At 71.3% G+C, this 20,416-nt stretch carries 20 protein-coding genes; 15 read left to right on the top strand and 5 right to left on the bottom strand.

Annotated features, from left to right (window positions below):
- The first annotated feature begins 9 nt into the window (after positions 1-9).
- The 11 genes from ald to der all read left to right on the top strand — a co-directional run bounded on the left by ald (position 10) and on the right by der (position 10,950).
- Positions 10-1,134, top strand: coding sequence for an alanine dehydrogenase (gene ald / locus C3488_RS18455; RefSeq protein WP_103840759.1), 1,125 nt, complete (start codon positions 10-12; stop codon positions 1,132-1,134).
- Between the two features lie 421 nt (positions 1,135-1,555).
- Complete coding sequence (locus tag C3488_RS18450; RefSeq protein WP_103840758.1) at positions 1,556-2,689, top strand: ParA family protein; 1,134 nt, start codon at positions 1,556-1,558, stop codon at positions 2,687-2,689.
- Positions 2,674-3,267 carry a hypothetical protein gene (locus C3488_RS18445; RefSeq protein WP_103840756.1) on the top strand — a complete coding sequence of 198 codons (594 nt, stop codon included), beginning with the start codon at positions 2,674-2,676 and terminating at the stop codon, positions 3,265-3,267. Before C3488_RS18450 ends, C3488_RS18445 begins: the two co-directional genes overlap by 16 nt.
- A 19-nt stretch (positions 3,268-3,286) precedes the next feature.
- Positions 3,287-4,537, top strand: coding sequence for a segregation/condensation protein A (locus C3488_RS18440; RefSeq protein ID WP_103840754.1), 1,251 nt, complete (start codon positions 3,287-3,289; stop codon positions 4,535-4,537).
- Entirely contained in the window at positions 4,534-5,205 is a 672-nt protein-coding gene (gene scpB, locus C3488_RS18435) for an SMC-Scp complex subunit ScpB (protein WP_103840752.1), read from the top strand. Before C3488_RS18440 ends, scpB begins: the two co-directional genes overlap by 4 nt.
- A complete protein-coding gene (locus tag C3488_RS18430) occupies positions 5,205-6,275 on the top strand; it encodes a pseudouridine synthase (RefSeq protein WP_103840750.1) in 1,071 nt (356 codons plus the stop codon). The genes scpB and C3488_RS18430 overlap by 1 nt, the downstream gene beginning before the upstream one ends.
- A gap of 171 nt (positions 6,276-6,446) precedes the next feature.
- Positions 6,447-6,809: a chorismate mutase gene (gene aroH / locus C3488_RS18425; protein ID WP_103840748.1), complete on the top strand. Its 363-nt coding sequence runs from the start codon at positions 6,447-6,449 to the stop codon at positions 6,807-6,809.
- Positions 6,806-7,891, top strand: coding sequence for a prephenate dehydrogenase (locus C3488_RS18420; protein WP_103840746.1), 1,086 nt, complete (start codon positions 6,806-6,808; stop codon positions 7,889-7,891). The genes aroH and C3488_RS18420 overlap by 4 nt, the downstream gene beginning before the upstream one ends.
- A gap of 164 nt (positions 7,892-8,055) precedes the next feature.
- Positions 8,056-8,751: a (d)CMP kinase gene (gene cmk / locus C3488_RS18415; RefSeq protein WP_103840744.1), complete on the top strand. Its 696-nt coding sequence runs from the start codon at positions 8,056-8,058 to the stop codon at positions 8,749-8,751.
- The gene (locus C3488_RS18410) at positions 8,748-9,395 is read left to right on the top strand and encodes a 1-acyl-sn-glycerol-3-phosphate acyltransferase (RefSeq protein ID WP_103840742.1); all 648 of its coding nucleotides are present in this window, start codon (positions 8,748-8,750) and stop codon (positions 9,393-9,395) included. The genes cmk and C3488_RS18410 overlap by 4 nt, the downstream gene beginning before the upstream one ends.
- A gap of 73 nt (positions 9,396-9,468) precedes the next feature.
- Positions 9,469-10,950 carry a ribosome biogenesis GTPase Der gene (gene der, locus C3488_RS18405; RefSeq protein ID WP_103840741.1) on the top strand — a complete coding sequence of 494 codons (1,482 nt, stop codon included), beginning with the start codon at positions 9,469-9,471 and terminating at the stop codon, positions 10,948-10,950.
- 76 nt (positions 10,951-11,026) lie between these two features.
- Here der and C3488_RS18400 read toward each other — a convergent pair whose 3' ends face one another.
- A complete protein-coding gene (locus tag C3488_RS18400) occupies positions 11,027-11,353 on the bottom strand; it encodes a hypothetical protein (RefSeq protein ID WP_103840780.1) in 327 nt (108 codons plus the stop codon).
- 88 nt (positions 11,354-11,441) lie between these two features.
- A complete protein-coding gene (locus C3488_RS18395; RefSeq protein ID WP_103840778.1) occupies positions 11,442-12,215 on the bottom strand; it encodes a hypothetical protein in 774 nt (257 codons plus the stop codon).
- A 540-nt stretch (positions 12,216-12,755) separates the two neighbouring features.
- On the opposite strand from C3488_RS18395, the gene C3488_RS18390 reads away from it, so the two are divergent.
- The 3 genes from C3488_RS18390 to C3488_RS18380 all read left to right on the top strand — a co-directional run bounded on the left by C3488_RS18390 (position 12,756) and on the right by C3488_RS18380 (position 15,532).
- Positions 12,756-13,412, top strand: a complete 657-nt coding sequence (locus tag C3488_RS18390) for a transglycosylase family protein (RefSeq protein WP_103840739.1) — start codon at positions 12,756-12,758, stop codon at positions 13,410-13,412.
- Positions 13,413-13,652: 240 nt separating this feature from the next.
- Positions 13,653-14,447: a hypothetical protein gene (locus C3488_RS18385; protein ID WP_103840776.1), complete on the top strand. Its 795-nt coding sequence runs from the start codon at positions 13,653-13,655 to the stop codon at positions 14,445-14,447.
- Between the two features lie 47 nt (positions 14,448-14,494).
- Positions 14,495-15,532, top strand: a complete 1,038-nt coding sequence (locus C3488_RS18380) for a YafY family protein (RefSeq protein WP_103840737.1) — start codon at positions 14,495-14,497, stop codon at positions 15,530-15,532.
- Here the strand turns inward: C3488_RS18380 and ctaD are convergent.
- The gene (gene ctaD / locus C3488_RS18375) at positions 15,414-17,105 is read right to left on the bottom strand and encodes a cytochrome c oxidase subunit I (RefSeq protein ID WP_146067881.1); all 1,692 of its coding nucleotides are present in this window, start codon (positions 17,103-17,105) and stop codon (positions 15,414-15,416) included. The genes C3488_RS18380 and ctaD overlap by 119 nt on opposite strands.
- A 431-nt stretch (positions 17,106-17,536) precedes the next feature.
- Between ctaD and C3488_RS18370 the strand changes: the two genes are divergently transcribed.
- Complete coding sequence (locus C3488_RS18370; RefSeq protein WP_103840735.1) at positions 17,537-17,752, top strand: I78 family peptidase inhibitor; 216 nt, start codon at positions 17,537-17,539, stop codon at positions 17,750-17,752.
- A 112-nt stretch (positions 17,753-17,864) separates the two neighbouring features.
- On the opposite strand, the gene C3488_RS18365 is transcribed toward C3488_RS18370, so the two are convergent.
- A complete protein-coding gene (locus C3488_RS18365) occupies positions 17,865-18,881 on the bottom strand; it encodes a phosphatase PAP2 family protein (RefSeq protein WP_103840733.1) in 1,017 nt (338 codons plus the stop codon).
- 241 nt (positions 18,882-19,122) lie between these two features.
- On the bottom strand, positions 19,123-20,295 hold the full coding sequence (locus tag C3488_RS18360; protein ID WP_103840731.1) for a glycosyltransferase family 39 protein: 1,173 nt from the start codon (positions 20,293-20,295) through the stop codon (positions 19,123-19,125).
- Positions 20,296-20,416: the final 121 nt, after the last annotated feature.

Below are 20,416 nucleotides of genomic sequence, written 5' to 3'. Positions count from 1 at the left end.
CCAAGGACCGTGATCGACGTGAAGGTCGGCATCCCCCGCGAGGTCAAGAACAACGAGTTCCGGGTGGCCATCACCCCCGCCGGCGTGCACGAGCTGGTGCGCCACGGCCACCAGGTCGTCGTCGAGCGGAACGCCGGTGTCGGCTCCTCGATCCCGGACGAGGAGTACATCGCCGCAGGCGCACAGATCCTGGACACCGCCGACGAGGTGTGGGCCACCGCCGACCTGCTGCTGAAGGTCAAGGAGCCCATCGCCGAGGAGTACCACCGCCTGCGCAAGGACCAGACGCTCTTCACCTACCTGCACCTGGCCGCGTCCAAGGAGTGCACGGACGCGCTGCTCGAGTCCGGCACCACGGCGATCGCCTACGAGACGGTCGAGCTGTCGAACCGGGCGCTGCCGCTGCTCGCCCCCATGTCCGAGGTCGCGGGCCGGCTCGCCCCGCAGGTCGGCGCCTACCACCTCATGGCCGCCAACGGCGGCCGCGGTGTGCTGCCCGGCGGCGTCCCGGGCGTGCCCGCCGCCAAGGCGGTCGTCATCGGCGGCGGCGTGTCGGGCTGGAACGCCGCGCAGATCGCCATCGGCATGGGCTTCCACGTCACCCTGCTCGACAAGGACATCAACAAGCTCAAGGAAGCCGACAAGATCTTCGGCACGAAGATCCAGACGGTCGTCTCCAACGCCTTCGAGCTGGAGAAGGCCTGCCTGGACGCCGACCTCGTCATCGGCGCCGTCCTCATCCCGGGCGCCAAGGCCCCGAAGCTGGTCACCAACGAGCTGGTCTCCCGGATGAAGCCCGGAAGTGTCCTTGTCGACATCGCGATCGACCAGGGCGGCTGCTTCGAGGACTCGCGCCCGACCACGCACGCGGAGCCGACCTTCCGGGTCCACGAGTCGGTCTTCTACTGCGTCGCCAACATGCCCGGCGCCGTCCCCAACACCTCCACCTACGCGCTGACCAACGCCACGCTGCCTTACATCGTGGAACTCGCCGACCGGGGCTGGGTCGAGGCCCTGCGCCGCGACGCCGCGCTGGCCAAGGGCCTCAACACCCATGACGGCAAGGTGGTTTACAAGCAGGTCGCCGAGGCACACGGCCTGGAGCACGTCGAGCTCGAGTCCCTGCTCGGCTAGGTCGTCACCAGGTCGGCGACGGGCGCGGGTTCGATTCGCCGTGCCCACAAGGCGATAGGTCAACACGCCTCGTCAACACCGCTCATCCGGCCGGACCTTGCCCGACAAGGTCCGGCCGGGTGTGTGTATGGTCACTTTGCGACACTCGTTCAAGTCGCCTCGAACGCAACCCTTCCACCGTTTCGCACACCGGTGAAACCGGGCGAATGACACCCGGGCGCCCTTGACAGCGGGATGTTTCAATGCCGACACATCGATCCGGGTCCGGCGGATTGTGTTGCTGCGGACCGCCGACACGCCATAGAGTCGCCAACCGTCGGCATGGTGCCACGCTGACCTATCTAGAAGTTTCCTGGTCACCAAGGAGGTAAGACGACTTGTGAATGAGTCGACATTTACTCCCGGGGGTGGTCAACCAGGAATGCCTGCGCGGGGCACGGGCCCCACGGGGCTCGAGGCTGTCGGCTCCGTCGCTGTCCGTACCTTCGCAGCCCACCAGAGCCAGAGCCCCCATATGGCTCAGACAGCACACCAGAGCATGGATGGCCAACACGTGAACGCCATGTCCGGCGACGGAAGTGGCGGAGTCCACAACCACTTCGCCGACTACGAAGAGCTGCCCGAGGGGCACTTCTACGACCCCGACGCCGAATACGAGCCCGATCCCGAGTACGCGGCCACGCTCGCGCCCGACGCGGCCCGGCAGCGCCGTGAGCGCATCGGCCCCACCGGCCGCCCGCTGCCGTACTTCCCGATCCCCGGACCGCTGACCGACCACGGCCCGGCCACGATCATCGCGATGTGCAACCAGAAGGGCGGCGTCGGCAAGACCACGTCGACCATCAACCTGGGTGCCGCGCTCGCCGAGTACGGGCGCCGGGTGCTGCTCGTCGACTTCGACCCGCAGGGCGCGTTGTCCGTGGGACTCGGCGTGAACCCCATGGAGCTGGACCTCACCGTCTACAACCTGCTCATGGAGCGGGGCATGTCGGCGGACGAGGTCCTGCTGAAGACCGCGGTCCCCAACATGGACCTGCTGCCGAGCAACATCGACCTCTCGGCCGCCGAGGTCCAGCTGGTCTCCGAGGTCGCGCGCGAGTCCACGCTCCAGCGGGCGCTCAAGCCGCTGCTGCCGGACTACGACTACATCGTGATCGACTGCCAGCCCTCGCTCGGCCTGCTCACCGTCAACGCGCTCACCGCGGCGCACAAGGTGATCGTGCCGCTGGAGTGCGAGTTCTTCGCGTTGCGCGGTGTCGCGCTGCTCACCGAGACCATCGAGAAGGTCCAGGAGCGGCTCAACCCCGACCTCGAACTCGACGGCATCCTCGCCACGATGTACGACTCCCGGACCGTGCACAGCCGTGAGGTCCTCGCGCGGGTCGTCGAGGCGTTCGACGACCACGTCTACCACACGGTGATCGGCCGGACCGTGCGCTTCCCGGAGACCACGGTCGCCGGTGAACCGATCACCACGTACGCCTCCAACTCCGTCGGTGCCGCCGCCTACCGCCAGCTCGCCAGGGAGGTGCTCGCCCGGTGTCACGCCGAGTGAGTCTGCCGGGGGCCGACGAACTGTTCCGTACCACCGGGGGAACGGCGCTCCAGGCGTCCACCCCCAGGCGCCAGGCCAACGGCGAGGCCCGGGTGCCGGCTCCCGCGGGCGAGAGCGACCCGGCGGCCCCGGCGGAGGACGCACCGCCGTCGGTGCCCGTGCAGGGCGGCGACGGCGAGGGCGACGAACACGTCGCGGCGGACGTCGCGGAGGCGGAGGCCGGGGAGTCCCGCGCACGGTCCGCCGCCGCGGAGCGGACCGCGCGGCGTGGCGCGGCGGCGGCGCAGGAAGGTTCTGCCGGTCCCTCCGCGGCCTCGTCCGCGGCCCAGCAGCGCAAGCGGGGGCGCGCGGCCGGGCGGCGGCCCAGCGGGCGCGAGCGGCACGACGAGAAGATCACCGTGTACGTGTCCGCGGAGGAGCTGATGGACCTCGAGCACGCACGGCTGGTGCTCCGGGGCGAGCACGGCCTCGCGGTGGACCGCGGGCGGATCGTGCGGGAGGCCGTCGCCGTGGTGCTGGCGGACCTGGAGTCCCGGGGGGACGCGAGCATCCTCGTACGTCGGCTCCGGGGGCGGTAAGAGGTAGCCTGCGACGGCTATGACCTCGAACGACGGCTCCGCTTCCGCCACCGGTTCCTCCGGCTTCGGTGGGCGTCGGCGTGCGCTGGGGCGGGGTCCCGGAGCGGCACCGGTCGCACCGGCGCCCGTCCAGGAGGCGGCGCCGCTCCAAGAGGTACCGCCGGCCGCCGAGCCCGGACCTCAGCCCGAACCTTGGCCCGAACCCGGGCGTCAGCCAGAATCGCGGCCCGAGCCGGAACCCGAGCCCGACGAGTCTCGGCCCGAGCCCGAGCCTCAGTTTGCACCTCGGCCCGAACCCGGGCCTCAGCCAGAATCGCGGCCCGAGCCGGAGCCCGAGTCTGACGAGTCTCGGCCCGGGCCCGAGCCCGACTTCCCGCCTCAGCCCCGACCCGGGGCCGCGGACGAGGAGCCCCAGGCCCCCGCGCCTGACGTCGACGAGACCGAACCCGGCGACGGTGTCTTCAAGGTCCGGCTCGACAACTTCGAGGGGCCCTTCGACCTGCTCCTGCAGTTGATCTCCAAGCACAAGCTCGACGTGACCGAGGTCGCCCTGTCCAAGGTGACCGACGAGTTCATGGCGCACATCCGGGCCATGGGGCCGGACTGGGACCTGGACCAGACGACCGAGTTCCTCGTCGTCGCCGCCACACTGCTCGACCTCAAGGCCGCGCGGCTGCTGCCCGCCGCCGAGGTGGAGGACGAGGCCGACCTCGCGCTGCTCGAAGCCAGGGACCTGCTGTTCGCGCGGCTGCTGCAGTACCGCGCGTACAAACAGATCGCCGAGATCTTCAACCGGCGCACCGACGACGAGGCCCGGCGGTATCCCCGTACCGTGGGCCTCGAGCCGCACCATGCCGAGCTGCTGCCCGAGGTCGTCATCAGCATCGGGCCCGAAGGATTCGCCAAGCTCGCCGTCAAGGCGATGCAGCCCAAGCCCAAGCCGCAGGTGTATGTCGACCACATCCACGCCCCGCTGGTCAGCGTGCAGGAGCAGGCCGGGATCGTCGTGGCCCGGCTGAGAGAGCTCGGGGAGGCCAGCTTCCGGGCGCTGATCGAGGACACCGACGACACCCTCACCGTCGTCGCCCGCTTCCTCGCACTGCTGGAGCTGTACCGGGAGAAGGCCGTGGCGCTGGAGCAGGAGGCCGCCCTCGGCGAGCTGGTCGTGCGCTGGACCGGTGGGGACGGGGACGCCGACGTCATGGTCACCGACGAGTTCGACCGGCCGCCCGAGCAGCCCGAGCCGGCCAAGGAGGAGGAGAAGGCGTGAGCGAGGACACCATCGACGCACCGGCAGGGCTGAACACCGTCGCCGACCTCGACCTCAAGCCCGCCCTCGAGGCCGTCCTCATGGTCGTGGACGAGCCCGCCACCGAGGAGCACCTGGCGAAGATCCTGGAGCGGCCCCGCCGGCAGATCGCGGACGCGCTGCGCGAGCTGGCGGACGAGTACACCGTGCAGGGGCGCGGCTTCGAGCTGCGGTTCGTCGCGGGAGGCTGGCGCTTCTACACCCGCGCCGAGTACGCCCCCGCCGTGGAGCGGTTCGTGCTCGACGGGCAGCAGGCCCGCCTCACCCAGGCCGCCCTCGAGACCCTCGCCGTGGTCGCGTACCGCCAGCCGGTCAGCCGCAGCCGCGTCTCGGCGGTGCGCGGAGTGAACTGCGACGGGGTCATGCGCACCCTCCTCCAACGCGGTCTGGTCGAAGAGGCGGGCACGGAACCCGAAACAGGTGCGATCCTGTACAGGACGACGAACTACTTCCTGGAGCGGATGGGCCTGCGCGGTCTGGACGAGCTCCCGGAGCTCGCGCCCTTCCTCCCGGAGGCGGAGGCGATCGAGGCCGAGACCCAGGAGGGCGTACCGTCGTTCGACCCGGACGCTCCCGATGCTCCGGACGCAGACGACGATCACACGACGAAGACGACGACGGAACTTTGATGCGAAGCAGCGGCAGCGGCAAGAGCGGCGGGCGCGGTAACTACCGCGGTGCCGGCAACAACAGGGACCAGAAGCAGGGGCAGGGCCGCCCCCGCAAGCCCCGCCCCGAGGAGCGCCGCTACGACGTCGGCCCGGGCGCCACGCAGGACGGCCCGAAGGCCGGGCGCGGCGGCGCGGCCCGCGGCGGCGCCAAGGGCGGCCCGAAGCAGTCCCAGCAGCGCGGCGGGCGCGGTCGTACGGCCCCGGCGCGCCCGCGCGAGTACGAGGCGCAGATCGAGGAGCGCAACCGCGAGCGGTACGCGGGCAAGAAGGACCTCAAGCTGCCCAAGACCTTCCCGGGCGCCGAGCAGGAGGGCGAGCGGCTCCAGAAGGTGCTCGCGCGCGCGGGTTACGGCTCCCGGCGTGCCTGCGAAGAGCTGATCGAGCAGGCCAGGGTCGAGGTCAACGGCGCGATCGTCACCGAGCAGGGCCTGCGGGTCGACCCCGAGAAGGACGAGATCAAGGTCGACGGGCTGACCGTGGCCACGCAGTCGTACCAGTTCTTCTCGCTCAACAAGCCGGCCGGTGTCGTCTCCACCATGGAGGACCCGGAGGGCCGCCAGTGCCTCGGCGACTACGTCACCAACCGCGAGACCCGGCTCTTCCACGTCGGCCGGCTCGACACCGAGACCGAGGGCGTCATCCTGCTCACCAACCACGGTGAGCTGGCGCACCGGCTGACGCACCCCAAGTACGGCGTGAAGAAGACCTACCTCGCGCACATCGTGGGCCCGATCCCGCGCGACCTGGGCAAGCGCCTGAAGGAGGGCGTCCGGCTCGAGGACGGGTACGCGCGCGCGGACCACTTCCGGGTGGTCGAGCAGACCGGCAAGAACTACCTCGTCGAGGTGACCCTGCACGAGGGGCGCAAGCACATCGTGCGGCGCATGCTGGCGGAGGCCGGTTTCCCTGTGGACAAGTTGGTCCGCACCGCGTTCGGGCCGATCACGCTGGGGGACCAGAAGTCCGGTTGGCTGCGGCGGTTGTCCAACACCGAGGTCGGCATGCTGATGAAGGAAGTCGATCTGTAACGGCTGAGAACCCGGTGCCTGATGCCGGGTCGCGTCCGGCGGCTCCGTCGTGGTCGATCGCGCCCACGCGGCGGAGCCGCACATCGTCACAGCCCGCGTCCCTATCGGGGTGCGGGGCGTGCTCTACGCTGGTGAGCAGACCTTTTCCGTAGATCAGCAAGGAGCACCAGCGTGGCGGTACGAGCGGTCCGGGGCGCCGTTCAGCTCGAGCGGGACGAGGCCGGGCACATGGACGAGCAGGTCGGCGCCCTGCTCACCGCCGTCCTGGAGCGCAACGGGCTGACCACCGACGACCTGATCAGCATCTGGTTCACGGCCACGCCCGATCTGCACAGCGACTTCCCGGCGGCCGCCGCCCGCAAGCTCGGCATCGTCGACGTGCCGCTGATCTGCGCCCAGGAGCTGGACGTCGAGGGCGCGATGCCCCGGGTCGTCCGCATCCTCGCCCACATCGAGTCCGACAAGCCGCGCGCGGAGATCGCGCATGTCTACCTCGGCGCCGCCGCCGCTCTGCGCAAGGACATCGCCCAGTGAGGACCGCACTCGTCATCGGCACAGGGCTGATCGGCACGTCCGCGGCCCTGGCGCTCGCCGCCCGCGGGGTCACCGTGCACCTCGCCGACCACGACCCCGAGCAGGCCCGAACGGCCGCCGCGCTCGGAGCCGGGACCGACGAGGCGCCCGAGGGCCCGGTCGACCTGGTGGTCGTCGCCGCCCCGCCCGCCCACGTGGCGGCCGCGCTCGCCGACGCCATGCGGCGTGGCCTCGGTCGCGCCTACCTCGACGTGGCCAGCGTCAAGGGGGGACCGCGCCGCGAGCTGGAGGCGCTCGGCCTCGACCTGACCTCGTACATCGGCACACACCCCATGTCGGGACGGGAGAAGTCCGGCCCGCTGGCGGCCAGCGGCGACCTCTTCGAAGGGCGGCCCTGGGTGCTGACCCCGACCCGGGACACCGACACCGAGGTGCTCAACCTCGCTCTCGAGCTGGTCTCGCACTGCCGCGCCGTGCCGGTCGTCATGGACGCCGACGCCCACGACCGCGCCGTCGCGCTCGTCTCGCACATGCCCCACCTGGTCTCCAGCATGGTCGCCGCGCGCCTGGAGCACGCCGAGGAGGCGGCCGTGCGGCTGTGCGGGCAGGGCATCCGGGACGTGACGCGGATCGCGGCCTCCGACCCCCGGATGTGGATCGACATCCTGTCCGCCAACCCGGGCCCGGTCGCCGACCTGCTCTCCGAGGTGGCCGCCGACCTCGACGAGACCGTCCAGGCCCTGCGGGCCCTGCAGTCCTCCGACGAGGCCAAGCGGCGCGAGGGCACCGAGGGCATCCAGGACGTGCTGCGCCGCGGCAACGCCGGGCAGACCCGGGTGCCCGGCAAGCACGGCAGCGCGCCACGGGCCTACGAGACCGTGGCCGTCCTCATCGACGACCAGCCCGGCCAGCTGGCCCGTATCTTCGCGGACGCGGGCAGGGCCGGGATCAACATCGAGGACGTCCGCATCGAGCACGCGACGGGGCAGCAGGCCGGCCTGGTCCAGCTGATGGTGGAGCAGACGGCCGCTCCGGTGCTGAGCGCCGCGCTGCGGGAGCGGGGCTGGGTGATCAGGCAGTAGGGCGGCGGTACGACCGGTCACGGGTCCGCGCCGGGCGCTGCGGCGACCGGGTGACGGGCAGGCCCGGCCTACCGGGCCCCGCGAGCCAGTAACCTTGTGCGGGGCGCCCTCGCGTCCCGTCCGTCCACCCACCCGCCACACCCCACCAGGAAGGTGTTCCCACCGTGGAAAACGGCGCCGCCCGGACCGCCCCGGCAGTGATTGTCGCCATCGACGGCCCCGCCGGCACGGGCAAGTCGAGCACGTCGAAGGCTGTGGCCGCACAGCTCGGGCTGAGCTACCTGGACACCGGCGCCCAGTACCGGGCGATCACCTGGTGGATGGTGCACAACGGCATCGACATAGCGGACCCCACGGCCATCGCGGCGGTGGCGGGCAAGCCGGAGATCGTCTCCGGCACCGACCCGAAGGCTCCCACCATCACGGTGGACGGCACGGACGTCTCCGGGCCGATCCGTTCCCCGGAGGTCTCCTCCAAGGTCAGCGCGGTCAGCGCGGTGCCCGAGGTGCGCGCCCGGATCACCGAGCTGCAGCGCTCGCTGGCCGCCTCCGCCGAGAACGGCATCGTCGTCGAGGGCCGTGACATCGGCACGACCGTGCTGCCCGACGCCGATCTGAAGATCTTCCTCACCGCCTCCCCGGAGGCACGCGCCGCCCGCCGCAACGGCGAACTGAAGGGCGCGGACCTGCACGCCACCCGTGAGGCGCTGATCAAGCGGGACGCGGCCGACTCCAGCCGCAAGACCTCCCCGCTCGCCAAGGCGGACGACGCGGTCGAGGTGGACACCACCGAGCTCACCCTGCAGCAGGTCATCGAGTGCGTCGTCACCCTCGTCGAGGAGAAGCGGGCCGGGAAGTGACCGAGGTTCCTTCCGCGCGGAGCGCCGAAGTCGGACGTCGCATCGGCGTCCCGCTGATGTACGGGCTGTGGAAGCCGCGCGTGCTCGGCGCGTGGAGGGTGCCCGCGAGCGGCCCGCTGATCTTCGCCGTGAACCACTCCCACAACATCGACGGGCCCATGGTCATGGGCGTGGCGCCCAGGCCGACGCACTTCCTGATCAAGAAGGAGGCGTTCGTCGGCCCCCTGGACCCCTTCCTGCGCGGCATCGGCCAGCTGAAGGTGGACCGCACGTCCACCGACCGCACGGCCGTCACCCGGGCGCTCGGCGTGCTCCAGAACGGGGGAGTCCTCGGCATCTTCCCCGAGGGCACCCGCGGCGGGGGCGACTTCGCCTCGCTGCGCGCCGGGCTCGCCTACTTCGCGGTCCGCAGCGGGGCGCCGATCGTCCCGGTCGCGGTGCTGGGAAGCTCCGAGCGGCGGGGACGGTTGATAAAGGGGCTGCCCCCGTTGCGCAGCCGTATCGACGTCGTCTTCGGCGACCCGTTCCAGGCGGGCGACGGCAGCGGACGGCGTACGCGCAAGGCGCTGGACGAGGCGACCGTGCGCATCCAGAAGCAGCTCACCGAGCACCTGGAAAACGCCAGGCGTTCGACCGGGCGCTAGGCGACACTTGAGTAGTGGATCACCGTAGGCGCGGTGCCCCACCGATCACCACGATGAACGAGGTACGGACTTCATGAACGACCAGATCCAGCCCGATGGCTCGGCCGAGCACGAGTACGAGCACGGGGCGCTCGGCGACGCCGAGTACGCGGAGTTCATGGAGCTCGCCGCGGAAGAGGGATTCGACCTCGAGGACGTCGAGGGCGCCATCGAGGAGGCCGGACACGGCCCGCTACCGGTGCTCGCCGTGGTCGGCCGCCCCAACGTCGGCAAGTCGACCCTGGTGAACCGCATCATCGGCCGCCGCGAGGCCGTCGTCGAGGACAAGCCCGGCGTGACCCGCGACCGCGTGACCTACGAGGCCGAGTGGGCGGGCCGCCGCTTCAAGGTCGTCGACACCGGCGGCTGGGAGCAGGACGTCCTCGGCATCGACGCCTCCGTGGCCGCGCAGGCCGAGTACGCCATCGAGGCCGCCGACGCGGTCGTGTTCGTCGTCGACGCCAAGGTCGGCGCCACCGACACCGACGAGGCGGTCGTCCGCCTGCTGCGCAAGGCCGGCAAGCCCGTGGTGCTGTGCGCCAACAAGGTCGACGGCCCGAGCGGCGAGGCCGACGCGGCGTACCTGTGGAACCTCGGCCTCGGCGAGCCGTACCCGGTCTCCGCGCTGCACGGCCGTGGCACCGGCGACATGCTGGACGCCGTCCTCGAGGCCCTGCCCGAGGCGCCCGCCCAGACCTTCGGCGGCGCCGGGGTCGGCGGACCGCGCCGCGTCGCCCTGATCGGCCGCCCGAACGTCGGCAAGTCCTCACTGCTGAACAAGGTCGCCGGCGAGGAGCGCGTCGTCGTCAACGAACTCGCGGGCACCACCCGCGACCCGGTCGACGAGCTGATCGAACTCGGCGGCAGGACCTGGAAGTTCGTCGACACGGCCGGCATCCGCAAGCGGGTCCACCTCCAGCAGGGCGCCGACTACTACGCCTCGCTGCGCACCGCCGCCGCCGTCGAGAAGGCGGAGGTCGCGGTCGTCCTCATCGACGCCTCCGAGTCCATCTCCGTACAGGACCAGCGCATCGTCACCATGGCGGTGGAGGCGGGCCGTGCGCTCGTCCTCGCCTACAACAAGTGGGACACCCTGGACGAGGAGCGCCGCTACTACCTGGAGCGGGAGGTCGAGACCGAGCTGGGCCAGGTGGCGTGGGCGCCGCGCGTGAACGTCTCGGCGCGCACCGGCCGCCACATGGAGAAGCTGGTCCCGGCCATCGAGACCGCTCTCGCGGGCTGGGAGACCCGGGTGCCGACGGGTCGCCTCAACGCGTTCCTCGGCGAGCTGGTGTCCGCGCACCCGCACCCGGTCCGGGGCGGCAAGCAGCCGCGCATCCTCTTCGGAACGCAGGCGGGTACCAAACCCCCGCGGTTCGTGCTCTTCGCCTCCGGCTTCATCGAGGCCGGCTACCGCCGGTTCATCGAGCGGCGGCTGCGCGAGGAGTTCGGCTTCGAGGGGACGCCGATCCACATCTCGGTCCGCGTGCGCGAGAAGCGCGGCAAGAAGAAGTGAAGTGACGTGATGTGACACAAGGGCCGGCCCCGTGGGGGCCGGCCCTTTGCCTGTTCTGCGTCCTCGGCCGCCCCGCTCACAGTCCCCTGCGTGGTGCGGGGGGCAGCGCCGGGACGTGGTGCATGCCGCGCGCGTGCCGCGCCACCTGCTGCCAGACGTCGGCCGCCGAGGCCGTATGGCCGTGCTGGGCGGCCAGGTGCCCGGTCCCGTGCTGGGGGGAGGCGGAGAAGGCGGTGAAGCCCAGCTCCTCCTCGCCGCTGCGGTCGCCCGGGCACGTCCGGAAGGCCCTGACGTACTCGGCGTAGAGCGCGTCGTAGATCGGCGTGGCGGAGGGGTTCTGGACCGCTGCCCCGGAGCGGATCGGCTGGTAGGACTGGCGGCGGGGGACGTCATATGCGTGCACGTAGGTGCCAACGACCCCGCCGCTCAAGGGATGCGCACGATTAGTCCGCTTCGTCGGCAGCGGCGGCGCCCTGGACGGAGCCCAGGTCTCAGATGCCCGCCAGAGGCAACGCAGCTGCCACGAGCTTGCCGTTCGCCGCCGCCCTGTCCAGCGCCTCACGCAGCAGGTCCTCGCGCGGCTGACGCCCGATCGATCCCACCGGCGCGGCGAACATCAGCACCTGCTGGTGCTTGTTGGCGGCCGCCCGCCACCCGTCCGTCACCTGCAGCGGCTGGTGGGCCTGCCACCATGCCACCGGCTGCCCGCCGTTCGCTCCGGGCTGCAGCACCGCGTGCAGCTGGCCCACGGCGAGCAGGACCGACCAGCCGTGCAGCACCGGCGGCACCGACTCGATCGCCGTCAGCGGCATGAAGCCCTGCTCGATGAGCAGCGGCAGGAAGTCGTCGCCGATCCCGGTCGTGCCCGGACGGGCGATCGGCGCGGTCGGCTCCACGACGAGCGCCGGGTGCAGCTCTCCGGCGATCAGGACGAGTCCGCTGGTGACACCGAGCACCGCCTGCTCGGGGACGGCCGTACCGGGCCCCTGGTCGGCGGTGATGGACCGGACGGCGCCCTGGAGCTGTTCCTCGGTGACCTGGACGACCTGGGAGGGCAGGCAGGTGGCGTGGGCGAAGGCGAGGACGGCGGTCTCCTCGCCGACGAACAGGACGGTGCTGGTGCGCTCCTGGTCGGAGTCGCCCGGGGTGCGGCAGGAGGTGCAGTCGTAACTGCCCGGGGTGTTGTCTCCGGCGAGCAGCCGGTCGGCTTCTTCGTCGCCGATCTCGGCGCGTACGGCGTCGCTGACGTCGAGCATGCGCGGCACGGGTGGCTCCCTCGGGATGCGGTACGTGACGGTGCCGGGCGGCTCCCGGCCCATGAGCCCGGGGGTCCCCGGCTCATGAAGATGACAACGGACGATCTGTGGCCGGAGTCACGCCCGAAGGCGAACGGAATCGAACCAACCAGCGCGCAGGGTGAGGCCCCCCGCGGAATCGGTTACTCCATGTCAACTTCTCTGACGCCGCTGTGAGTTGATTCCGTGAACTGACTCACAGACCGACGCGTGCCCTGGTCGACAAATCCGGAAATCAGCGAATGAAATGGGTGGCCTGAAATCGACGATACCTGCGGTAACGGCCAACTGGCCTGGAATGACATGGAGTTGGTTGATTTCGGGCCGCCGACCTCCTTACATTCCTCCGCCGTGTGCAACGAGCACCGCCCGGGTACGTCCACCGGCCGCGCCGCACAGCCGGCGCGGAGCACCACCTCCGGTGGACGGGGCGGAGTGCGACGACCGCGTTCCATGCGCGGGACGGCGCGCCTCGCCTTGGGGGATCCGGGTCTGTGGAGAGGGAATTACATGTCCGAATGTGCCGATAACGCCCGTAAGACTCGTACGACCCGTAACTCGGCGGTCCTCGCCGGCGCGGCCCTGCTCGCCCCGCTCGGACTGCTCGCCGCGACCGGCAACGCCGCCGCGGCCGACGGTGGAGTGTGGGACCGCATCGCCCAGTGCGAAAGCGGCGGGAACTGGCACATCAACACCGGCAACGGCTACTACGGAGGACTGCAGTTCTCCGCCGGCACCTGGCGCGCGTACGGCGGCACGGCCTACGCCCCGACCGCCGACCAGGCCTCCCGCCAGGCGCAGATCGCCGTCGCCACGAAGGTTCAGCAGGCCCAGGGCTGGGGCGCCTGGCCGGTCTGCTCGCAGCGCGCCGGAGCCTACGGCAGCGCGCCCGCCGCGTCGGGCGCCGAGGTGAGCACCCGCTCCTCCTCGAAGGCGGCCACCACCGAGTCCGCTCCCGCGAAGCAGTCGTGGAAGGCGCCGCAGCGCTCGACGGGCCACGTCAACCGCAGCGCGTCCCGCGGTGACTACACCGTGCGCCAGGGCGACACGCTCAGCGGCATCGCCGAGCGGCACGGCACCACCTGGCAGCGGCTGTACGAGCGCAACAAGGCGGTCATCGGCGGCGACCCCGACCTGATCGTTCCCGGGCAGCGACTCGAAATCTGACCGCGCCCGGCACTGGGGCCCCGACGTCACAGCGGGACGTCGGGGCCCGACGCGTTCGAGCACGGCCGACGGGTCGCCGCCCACCGCAGCGGTGAGCAGCGGCCCCGCCTCCGACGACGCGCATGAGCCGCCCGTCCGTGGGAGGCTGGGAGGACAGCGCCTTCGGGACCGGAGGGACGAACCGCACGACGTACAGCGTCGCGAGCGCGCTCGCCGAGCAGCACGACGTGGCCCCGCATGATGACCGAGCCCCCACACACCGCCCCGCCCGTGACCGCCGACTGCGTCGCCGACACCGCGGGAGGGCTGACCTTCGACATCGGCATCGCCGGGCCGGGTCCCGCCTACCTGCTGCTGCGGCGCCGCGACGGCGAGGAGTGCGCGCTGCCACTGGCTCCCGCCGAGGGCGGCCGGCTGCGCGCCGCCCTACCCAGCAGCGTCGACCTGCCCGAGGGCCGCTGGAACGCCTACGCACGGTTCGCCGAGGACGAGCAGCACCCCCTCGTCCCGGGCGTCAGTGACCTGCGGTCCCTCGTCGACCGCGTGCCCGGGGAAACGGCCGCCCGGATCGCCGTCCGCATCCCCTACACCACCAGGCAGGGCACGCTGGCCGTCCGCAGCTGGTTGCGCGCCCCGCACGCCGAGGCCGGAGAACTGCACCTCACCCAGGGCGGGTTCGCGGTGAGCGGCCGGGTGTACGGCACCGGGCTCGAGCCGGACGCCTATGCCGAGGTCCGCGAGCGGAGCCGCGCGGAGAAGGTGCTGCGCGCGGACGTCACCGCCCGGGAGGCGGAGTTCGGCTTCACCGTTCCCTACGCGCCGCTCGACCCCGGCATCTGGGACCTCTGGCTGCGCCCGGCGGGGGAGGAGGGACCGAGGGTGCGGATCGCGCGGCTGCTCGACGACGTCGTGGACAAGAAGCCGGTCTTCCGCTACCCGAGGGCCGCGGTGCGGGCGGAGCACGGCGAGGTCCGGGCACGGCCCTACTACACCGTCGACAACGACCTGTCGGTGACCGTCAGCGCCGTGAGCTGACCGCTTCGCGGCCAGGCCCGGCCGCCGGGCCTGGCAGACTCGGGCCCATGCTGGACACCTCGGCCCGACTGCTGCGCCTGCTGTCCCTGCTCCAGGCCCACCGCGAATGGTCCGGAGCCGACCTCGCGCAGCGGCTGGGCGTCAGCCCCCGCACCGTCCGCCGGGACGTAGAACGGCTGCGCGACCTCGGCTACCCCGTCAACGCCAGCCCCGGGAGCGGCGGCGGCTACCAGCTCGGCGCGGGAGCCGAACTGCCGCCGCTGCTGCTGGACGACGACGAGGCCGTCGCCGTGGCCGTGGGGCTGCGCACGGCCGCCGGGCAGGGCATCGAGGGCATCGGGGAGAGTTCCGTCCGCGCCCTCGCCAAGCTGGAGCAGGTGCTGCCCGACCGACTGCGCCGCCGCGTCGGCGCCCTCAACGCCTTCACCGTGCCGATGCTGCGCGGGCCCGCCCCGTCCCCCGTGGACCCGGGCGTCCTCACGGAGCTGGCCCACCTGTGCCGGGACGCGGAGCGGCTGCGCTTCGAGTACCGCGATCACGAGGGCGCCGCCACCCGCCGTACGGTCGAGCCGCACCGCCTGGTGTGCACCGAGCGCCGCTGGTACCTGGTCGCCTGGGACCTCGACCGCGACGGCTGGCGCACCTTCCGCGTCGACCGCATCACCCCCAAGCCGCCGCACGGCCCCCGCTTCACCCCGCGCACACCACCGGCCGACGACCTGGCCGCGTACGTGTCGCGGGGCGTCTCCACGCGCGCGTACTCCGCGCAGGCCGTCGTACGGCTGCTGGTGCCGCTGCACGAGGCGGCCGAGCGTGTCTCCCCGTCGGCCGGGACTCTGGAGGAGGAGAGCGAAGGCAGCTGTCTGCTGCGGACCGGGGCTCCGAGCCTCGAGGCGATGGTGGTCCATGTGATGATGACCGGCTTCCCCTTCGAGATCCTGGAGCCCGCAGAGCTCACCGAGACCATCAGGACGGCTCGTGACCGGCTTGATGCGGCTCTGGCTCGGGCTGGGGGGCCTGGCCGGCGTACAGCGGATGGTGCAGGTCGAACGCCGGGGACTCCGAGCGGATCCGGGGCAGCGTGACGAAGTTGTGCCGTGGCGGCGGGCACGAGGTCGCCCACTCCAGGGAGCGGCCGAAGCCCCACGGGTCGTCCGACTCCACCTTCGGCGCGTACTGGGCGGTGCGCCACACGTTGTAGAGAAACGGCAGCGTCGACAGGCCGAGCAGGAGCGCGCCGATCGTCGAGACGGTGTTGAGCGCGGTGAACCCGTCGGCGGCCAGATAGTCGGCGTACCGGCGCGGCATCCCCTCCGCGCCCAGCCAGTGCTGCACCAGGAACGTGGTGTGGAAGCCGGTGAACAGCGTCCAGAAGTGGATCTTGCCGAGCCGTTCGTCGAGCATCCTGCCGGTGAACTTGGGCCACCAGAAGTAGAAGCCGCCGAAGGTCGCGAAGACGACGGTGCCGAAGACCACGTAGTGGAAGTGGGCGACCACGAAGTACGAGTCGGTGACGTGGAAGTCCAGCGGCGGCGAGGCGAGGATCACCCCGGTCAGCCCGCCGAACAGGAACGACACCAGGAAGCCGGTCGCCCACAGCATCGGCGTCTCGAAGGAAAGCGAACCCCGGAGCATGGTGCCGCTCCAGTTGAAGAACTTCACGCCCGTCGGCACCGCGATCATGAAGGACATGAACGAGAAGTACGGCAGCAGCACCGCCTGCGTGGCGAACATGTGGTGCGCCCAGACGACGATCGACAGACCGGTGATCGCCATGGTGGCGCCGACCAGCGTCAGATAGCCGAAGATCGGTTTGCGGCTGAAGACCGGGATGATCTCCGTGATGATCCCGAAGAACGGCAGCGCGATGATGTAGACCTCGGGATGGCCGAAGAACCAGAACAGGTGCTGCCACAGGAGGGCGCCGCCGTCCGCGGACTCGAACACCTGCGAGCCGAACCGCCGGTCCGCCTCCAGGACCAGCAGCGCCGCCGCCAGCACCGGGAACGCCATCAGGACGAGGATCGACGTGAACAGCGTGTTCCAGGTGAAGATCGGCATCCGGAACATCGTCATCCCCGGCGCGCGCATCCCGACGATCGTCGTCAGGAAGTTCACCGCGCCGAGGATCGTGCCGAAGCCGGACAGCGCGAGTCCCAGGATCCACATGTCGGCGCCGATGCCCAGTGTGTGCTGGTGGCTGTTGAGCGGGGCGTAGGCGAACCAGCCGAAGTCGGCGGCGCCGTCCGGCGTCAGCAGCGACCCCAGCACGATGAGTCCGCCGAACAGGAACAGCCAGTACGACAGCATGTTCAGCCGAGGGAACGCCACATCCGGGGCGCCGATCTGCAGTGGCATGATCTCGTTCGCGAAGCCCGCGAAGCTCGGGGTCGCGAACAGCAGCAGCATGATCGTGCCGTGCAGGGTGAACAGCTGGTTGTACTGGGTGTTGCTCATGATCTGCAGGCCGGGTCGGGCCAGTTCCGCGCGCATCAGCAGCGCCATGACGCCGCCGATCAGGAAGAAGCCGAACGACGTGATCAGATAGAGGTGGCCGATCTTCTTGTGGTCGGTGGTCGTCAGCCAGTCGACGACCAGCCGCCCGGCCCGCCTCCTCGGTACGGGCCCCGCGATCGCCCGCGCCGTGTCCGTGCCCATGCTTGCCTCTCGCTCGTCGCGCCCTGGGCCTGCCGGCGCCCGCGGCTCGGCACTCCCGCGGGCTCACGCCATGCTGCGCGCCGCCGACGGCTCCGACCGCAGACATACGGGGATTCTGTGCCGAAGCCGTGTGTTTCTTATGCGGAGTCGGGCGGCGCGGGCCGTCCTGGAATCGGAATGGAAAGAGCCGTGGTGAAGTGCGCACCCGGCTTTCCGCGGGGTTATTCCGAACCCCTTCCGACCGTGGTCAAGCTAGCCCTGAATTGCGTTCTGCGGCGTGCTCGGCGCGAGCGGAACCGCCCGTACGTGTGACGCCGTTGGGGCGAAACGGGTGTCGTGATCCTGTGACAGAAGCGTGATCAGAGGGGTATCAGGGCCACCTGAGGCGTTCCGGGCTTCCGCCTCGGGAGCCCGCGTCCTACGGTGGCGGCATGGCACCCCATCCCACACCTGACGCCGAACCCGAGGACTCCCCGGAGCGTTACGTCGGCCTGGAGGCCGGGCAGGCCGAGCGGCTCGCCCGGGAGCGCGGCTGGCGCACGGTCCGCTCGCTGCCGCCGGGCTCGATCATCACCATGGAGTACCTCTTCGGACGGATCAACTTCGAGGTCGAGGGCGGCAGGGTCAAGCGCTCCTGGAAGGGCTGACCGAACCGCGCGCACCCATGACGAAGGCCCCGGCTCCCAGGAGCCGGGGCCTTGGAGTTCCAAGCCCTGCGGAGAGGCGGGTGTGCGTACCGGTCCCCGCGATGCGGGCCGCTCAGCCGCCCGCCAGGGGCCGGGCCGAGGCGGTGCCGCGCGAGGCGCGGTCCGAGTGCGGCGGGCGGCGGCTGCCCACCGGGGTGACCGGAGTGCGTTCCGCCCGGGTCAGGTGCGGTCCCGGGGCCAGGTACGCCGGTGAGCGGGACCCGCGGGTGGCGGTCACCGGCTCCCACACGGGCGCCGGCTCGTCGGCGGCGCGCGGGGCGACGACCAGCGACGGGGCGCCGACCGGGGCCGGAGCGGGCACGGAGGCGGCACCGCGGCTGCGCAGGCGGTCCCGCAGCGCCAGGATGCGGACCTCGGCGGTGGCGATCGGCGACTCGAACCAGGGCAGCGCCAGCAGGATCAGCAGGCCCGCGGCCCAGCCGAGGAGCACATCGCTCAGCCAGTGCGTACCGAGGTAGACGGTGGTCATGCCGACCCCCAGGGAGGTCACCGCGGAGAGCGCGGACAGCCAGCGTCTGGCTCGCGGCGTGGAGGCCAGATAGGCGAGGATGCCCCAGGTCACCACGGCGTTCGCGGTGTGACCGGAGGGGAATATATCGCCGCCGCGCCACATCTCGTTCGACCCGATCACGGTCGCGTAGTGCGGTCCGAGACGGCCCATGCCGTACTTGGCGGCACCGACCGTGATGTTGAGCAGCAGCAGCGCCGTGGCCAGGGTGAGCAGCGGGCGCAGGGTGTGCTGCCGCCAGGAGCGCCAGCCGAGCCAGGCCGCGACCATCACCGCGGTGGGACCGCGCTGGCCGAGCACCACGTAGTAGTCGAGGAACGCGTGGATCTGCGGCCACTGCTGGTACGGCCGGAAGAACATGACCTGCCAGTCGAGCCGGACCAGCCAGGAGGAGACGACGACGGCCCACACGATCGCCAAGTAGAAGGCCAGAGTTGCCGAGAAGAGAACCACTCGGTGCCGGCTCATCCTGGGCACGTCGATGTGGGCCGGTCGGCTCGGCTCACGGTCCAACCGGGCGAAGACCCGCTCCCAACGGCTCAGCTTTCGTTCGGTACGCACTCAATCGACGTTACAGCGGGTGAGCTGTGAACCCGCCCGAAACACTGGGGTCGTGATGACGATGTGATGTGGGATTCCTCTCAACAGGCCGTTTATTTCGACGGATTCCGCAATGAGCCGCGAGGAGTGACCTTCAATTCCATTGATCTCCGCGGGTCCGTGTTTTGTGGACCCTTATCTATTCGTTCACCGAATGCTGGGACTCAATTCCCCGGCCGACCACCGCCCGTCGCGGAGTGGATCACAGGGGACCGGAGCCGTTCAGCCACAACGCTCCGTAGAGGGCCGATGCCACCGCGACACCGCCGAGCACCGACGCCGAAGCCGGTGTCCGTCCCCGGGCGAGAGCGCGGGCGAGGGGCAGCAGCAGCGGGAAGGCGGGCATCAGGAGGCGCGGTTTGGAGCCGAAGTAGCTTGCCGCGCCGAGCGCGAGCGCCGTGACCACGCCCGTGTACACGAGCAACGGCAGCGGCTGGCCCTGCCGTACGCACACCGCGTACAACCAGACGATCAACGCGACCCCGGCCACCAGACCCAGGCCGGCCGGCACCGAGGCCGGCGACGTGAACTTGGCGGCGGCGAAGCGCGCGAAGGCGTAGCCGCCGTCGAAGCCGTTGCGCCAGCCCGCCTGGACGTCGAGGTAGCCGAGCGGGCCCCGGCCGGTGCGGTGCCCGACCCACAGGACGTACCCGGCGGCGCCGAGCGGGGCGAGGAGCATCCCCAGCGCCCGGCGGACCGGGCCGCCCGTCCGCCCGTCCGCCGCCGACGCATCCCGGTCGCGTAGACACGAAAGGATCGCCGCCACCCACACGGCCGCGACCACGGCCGCACCGACCGGACGGGTCAGGCCCGCCAGCGACGCGAGCAGGCCCGCACTCACCCAGCGGTCCCTCAGCACCGCGTGCAGCGCCCAGGCGGCCAGCGCCGTGAACAAGGACTCGCTGTACGCCGTCGACTGCACGATCCCGACCGGCAGTGCCGCCCACACCAGCACCGCGCACACTCCGACACGGCGCCCGTACACATGGTCCGCGACGGCGAAGATCCCCCAGGCCGCGGCGAGCGAGGCGATCGTCGAGACGGCGAGGCCCGCGTCGGCGTACGACAGCGGGGTGAGTGCCGCGCCGAGCCGCTCCAGCCAGGGCAGCAGCGGGAAGAACGCGAGGTTCGAGTGCACGTCGCCGTTCGGCAGCCGGACCTCGTAGCCGTAACCGAGCGCGGCGACCCGGGTGTACCACAGCGAGTCCCAACGGGCGCTCAGCAGCGTGTGCGGGCTCGTGCCGCGCGCCGCGCTCCACACGGCGAGCACGACGAGCCCCAGGGCGCGCACGGCTGCGTACCCCGCCAGGGCGGGGGCGGCCCGGCGCACGGTGCCGGTGGGGGGCGGCACCCGGCGCGTTGCAAGATCGGTCACGCGCTCGATTATCGGCGCCGTACGGAACCGCAGCGGTCATCCGTGCGTGGTGACCGGGGGAGGCGTGGCGCATACCACACCCTCTCCCAGAGGAACGTGAGAGGTCTGCCACGTGACGGCC

The organism is Streptomyces sp. Ru72 (genome assembly GCF_002920635.1).
Taxonomy (GTDB): Bacteria; Actinomycetota; Actinomycetes; order Streptomycetales; family Streptomycetaceae; genus Streptomyces.
Note: the sequence above shows the minus strand (reverse complement) of the source record. Positions and strands in the feature narration are given on the sequence as shown.

What these genes read in the sequence shown, in the direction of transcription:
- C3488_RS18450 (WP_103840758.1), top strand. Translation starts at nt 1,556, where the DNA reads ATGCCTGCGCGGGGCACGGGCCCCACGGGGCTCGAGGCTGTCGGCTCC.
- C3488_RS18440 (WP_103840754.1), top strand. Translation starts at nt 3,287, where the DNA reads ATGACCTCGAACGACGGCTCCGCTTCCGCCACCGGTTCCTCCGGCTTC.
- C3488_RS18430 (WP_103840750.1), top strand. Translation starts at nt 5,205, where the DNA reads ATGCGAAGCAGCGGCAGCGGCAAGAGCGGCGGGCGCGGTAACTACCGC.
- der (WP_103840741.1), top strand. Translation starts at nt 9,469, where the DNA reads ATGAACGACCAGATCCAGCCCGATGGCTCGGCCGAGCACGAGTACGAG.
- C3488_RS18390 (WP_103840739.1), top strand. Translation starts at nt 12,756, where the DNA reads ATGTCCGAATGTGCCGATAACGCCCGTAAGACTCGTACGACCCGTAAC.
- C3488_RS18385 (WP_103840776.1), top strand. Translation starts at nt 13,653, where the DNA reads ATGACCGAGCCCCCACACACCGCCCCGCCCGTGACCGCCGACTGCGTC.
- C3488_RS18380 (WP_103840737.1), top strand. Translation starts at nt 14,495, where the DNA reads ATGCTGGACACCTCGGCCCGACTGCTGCGCCTGCTGTCCCTGCTCCAG.
- ctaD (WP_146067881.1), bottom strand. Translation starts at nt 17,105, where the DNA reads ATGGGCACGGACACGGCGCGGGCGATCGCGGGGCCCGTACCGAGGAGG.
- C3488_RS18370 (WP_103840735.1), top strand. Translation starts at nt 17,537, where the DNA reads ATGGCACCCCATCCCACACCTGACGCCGAACCCGAGGACTCCCCGGAG.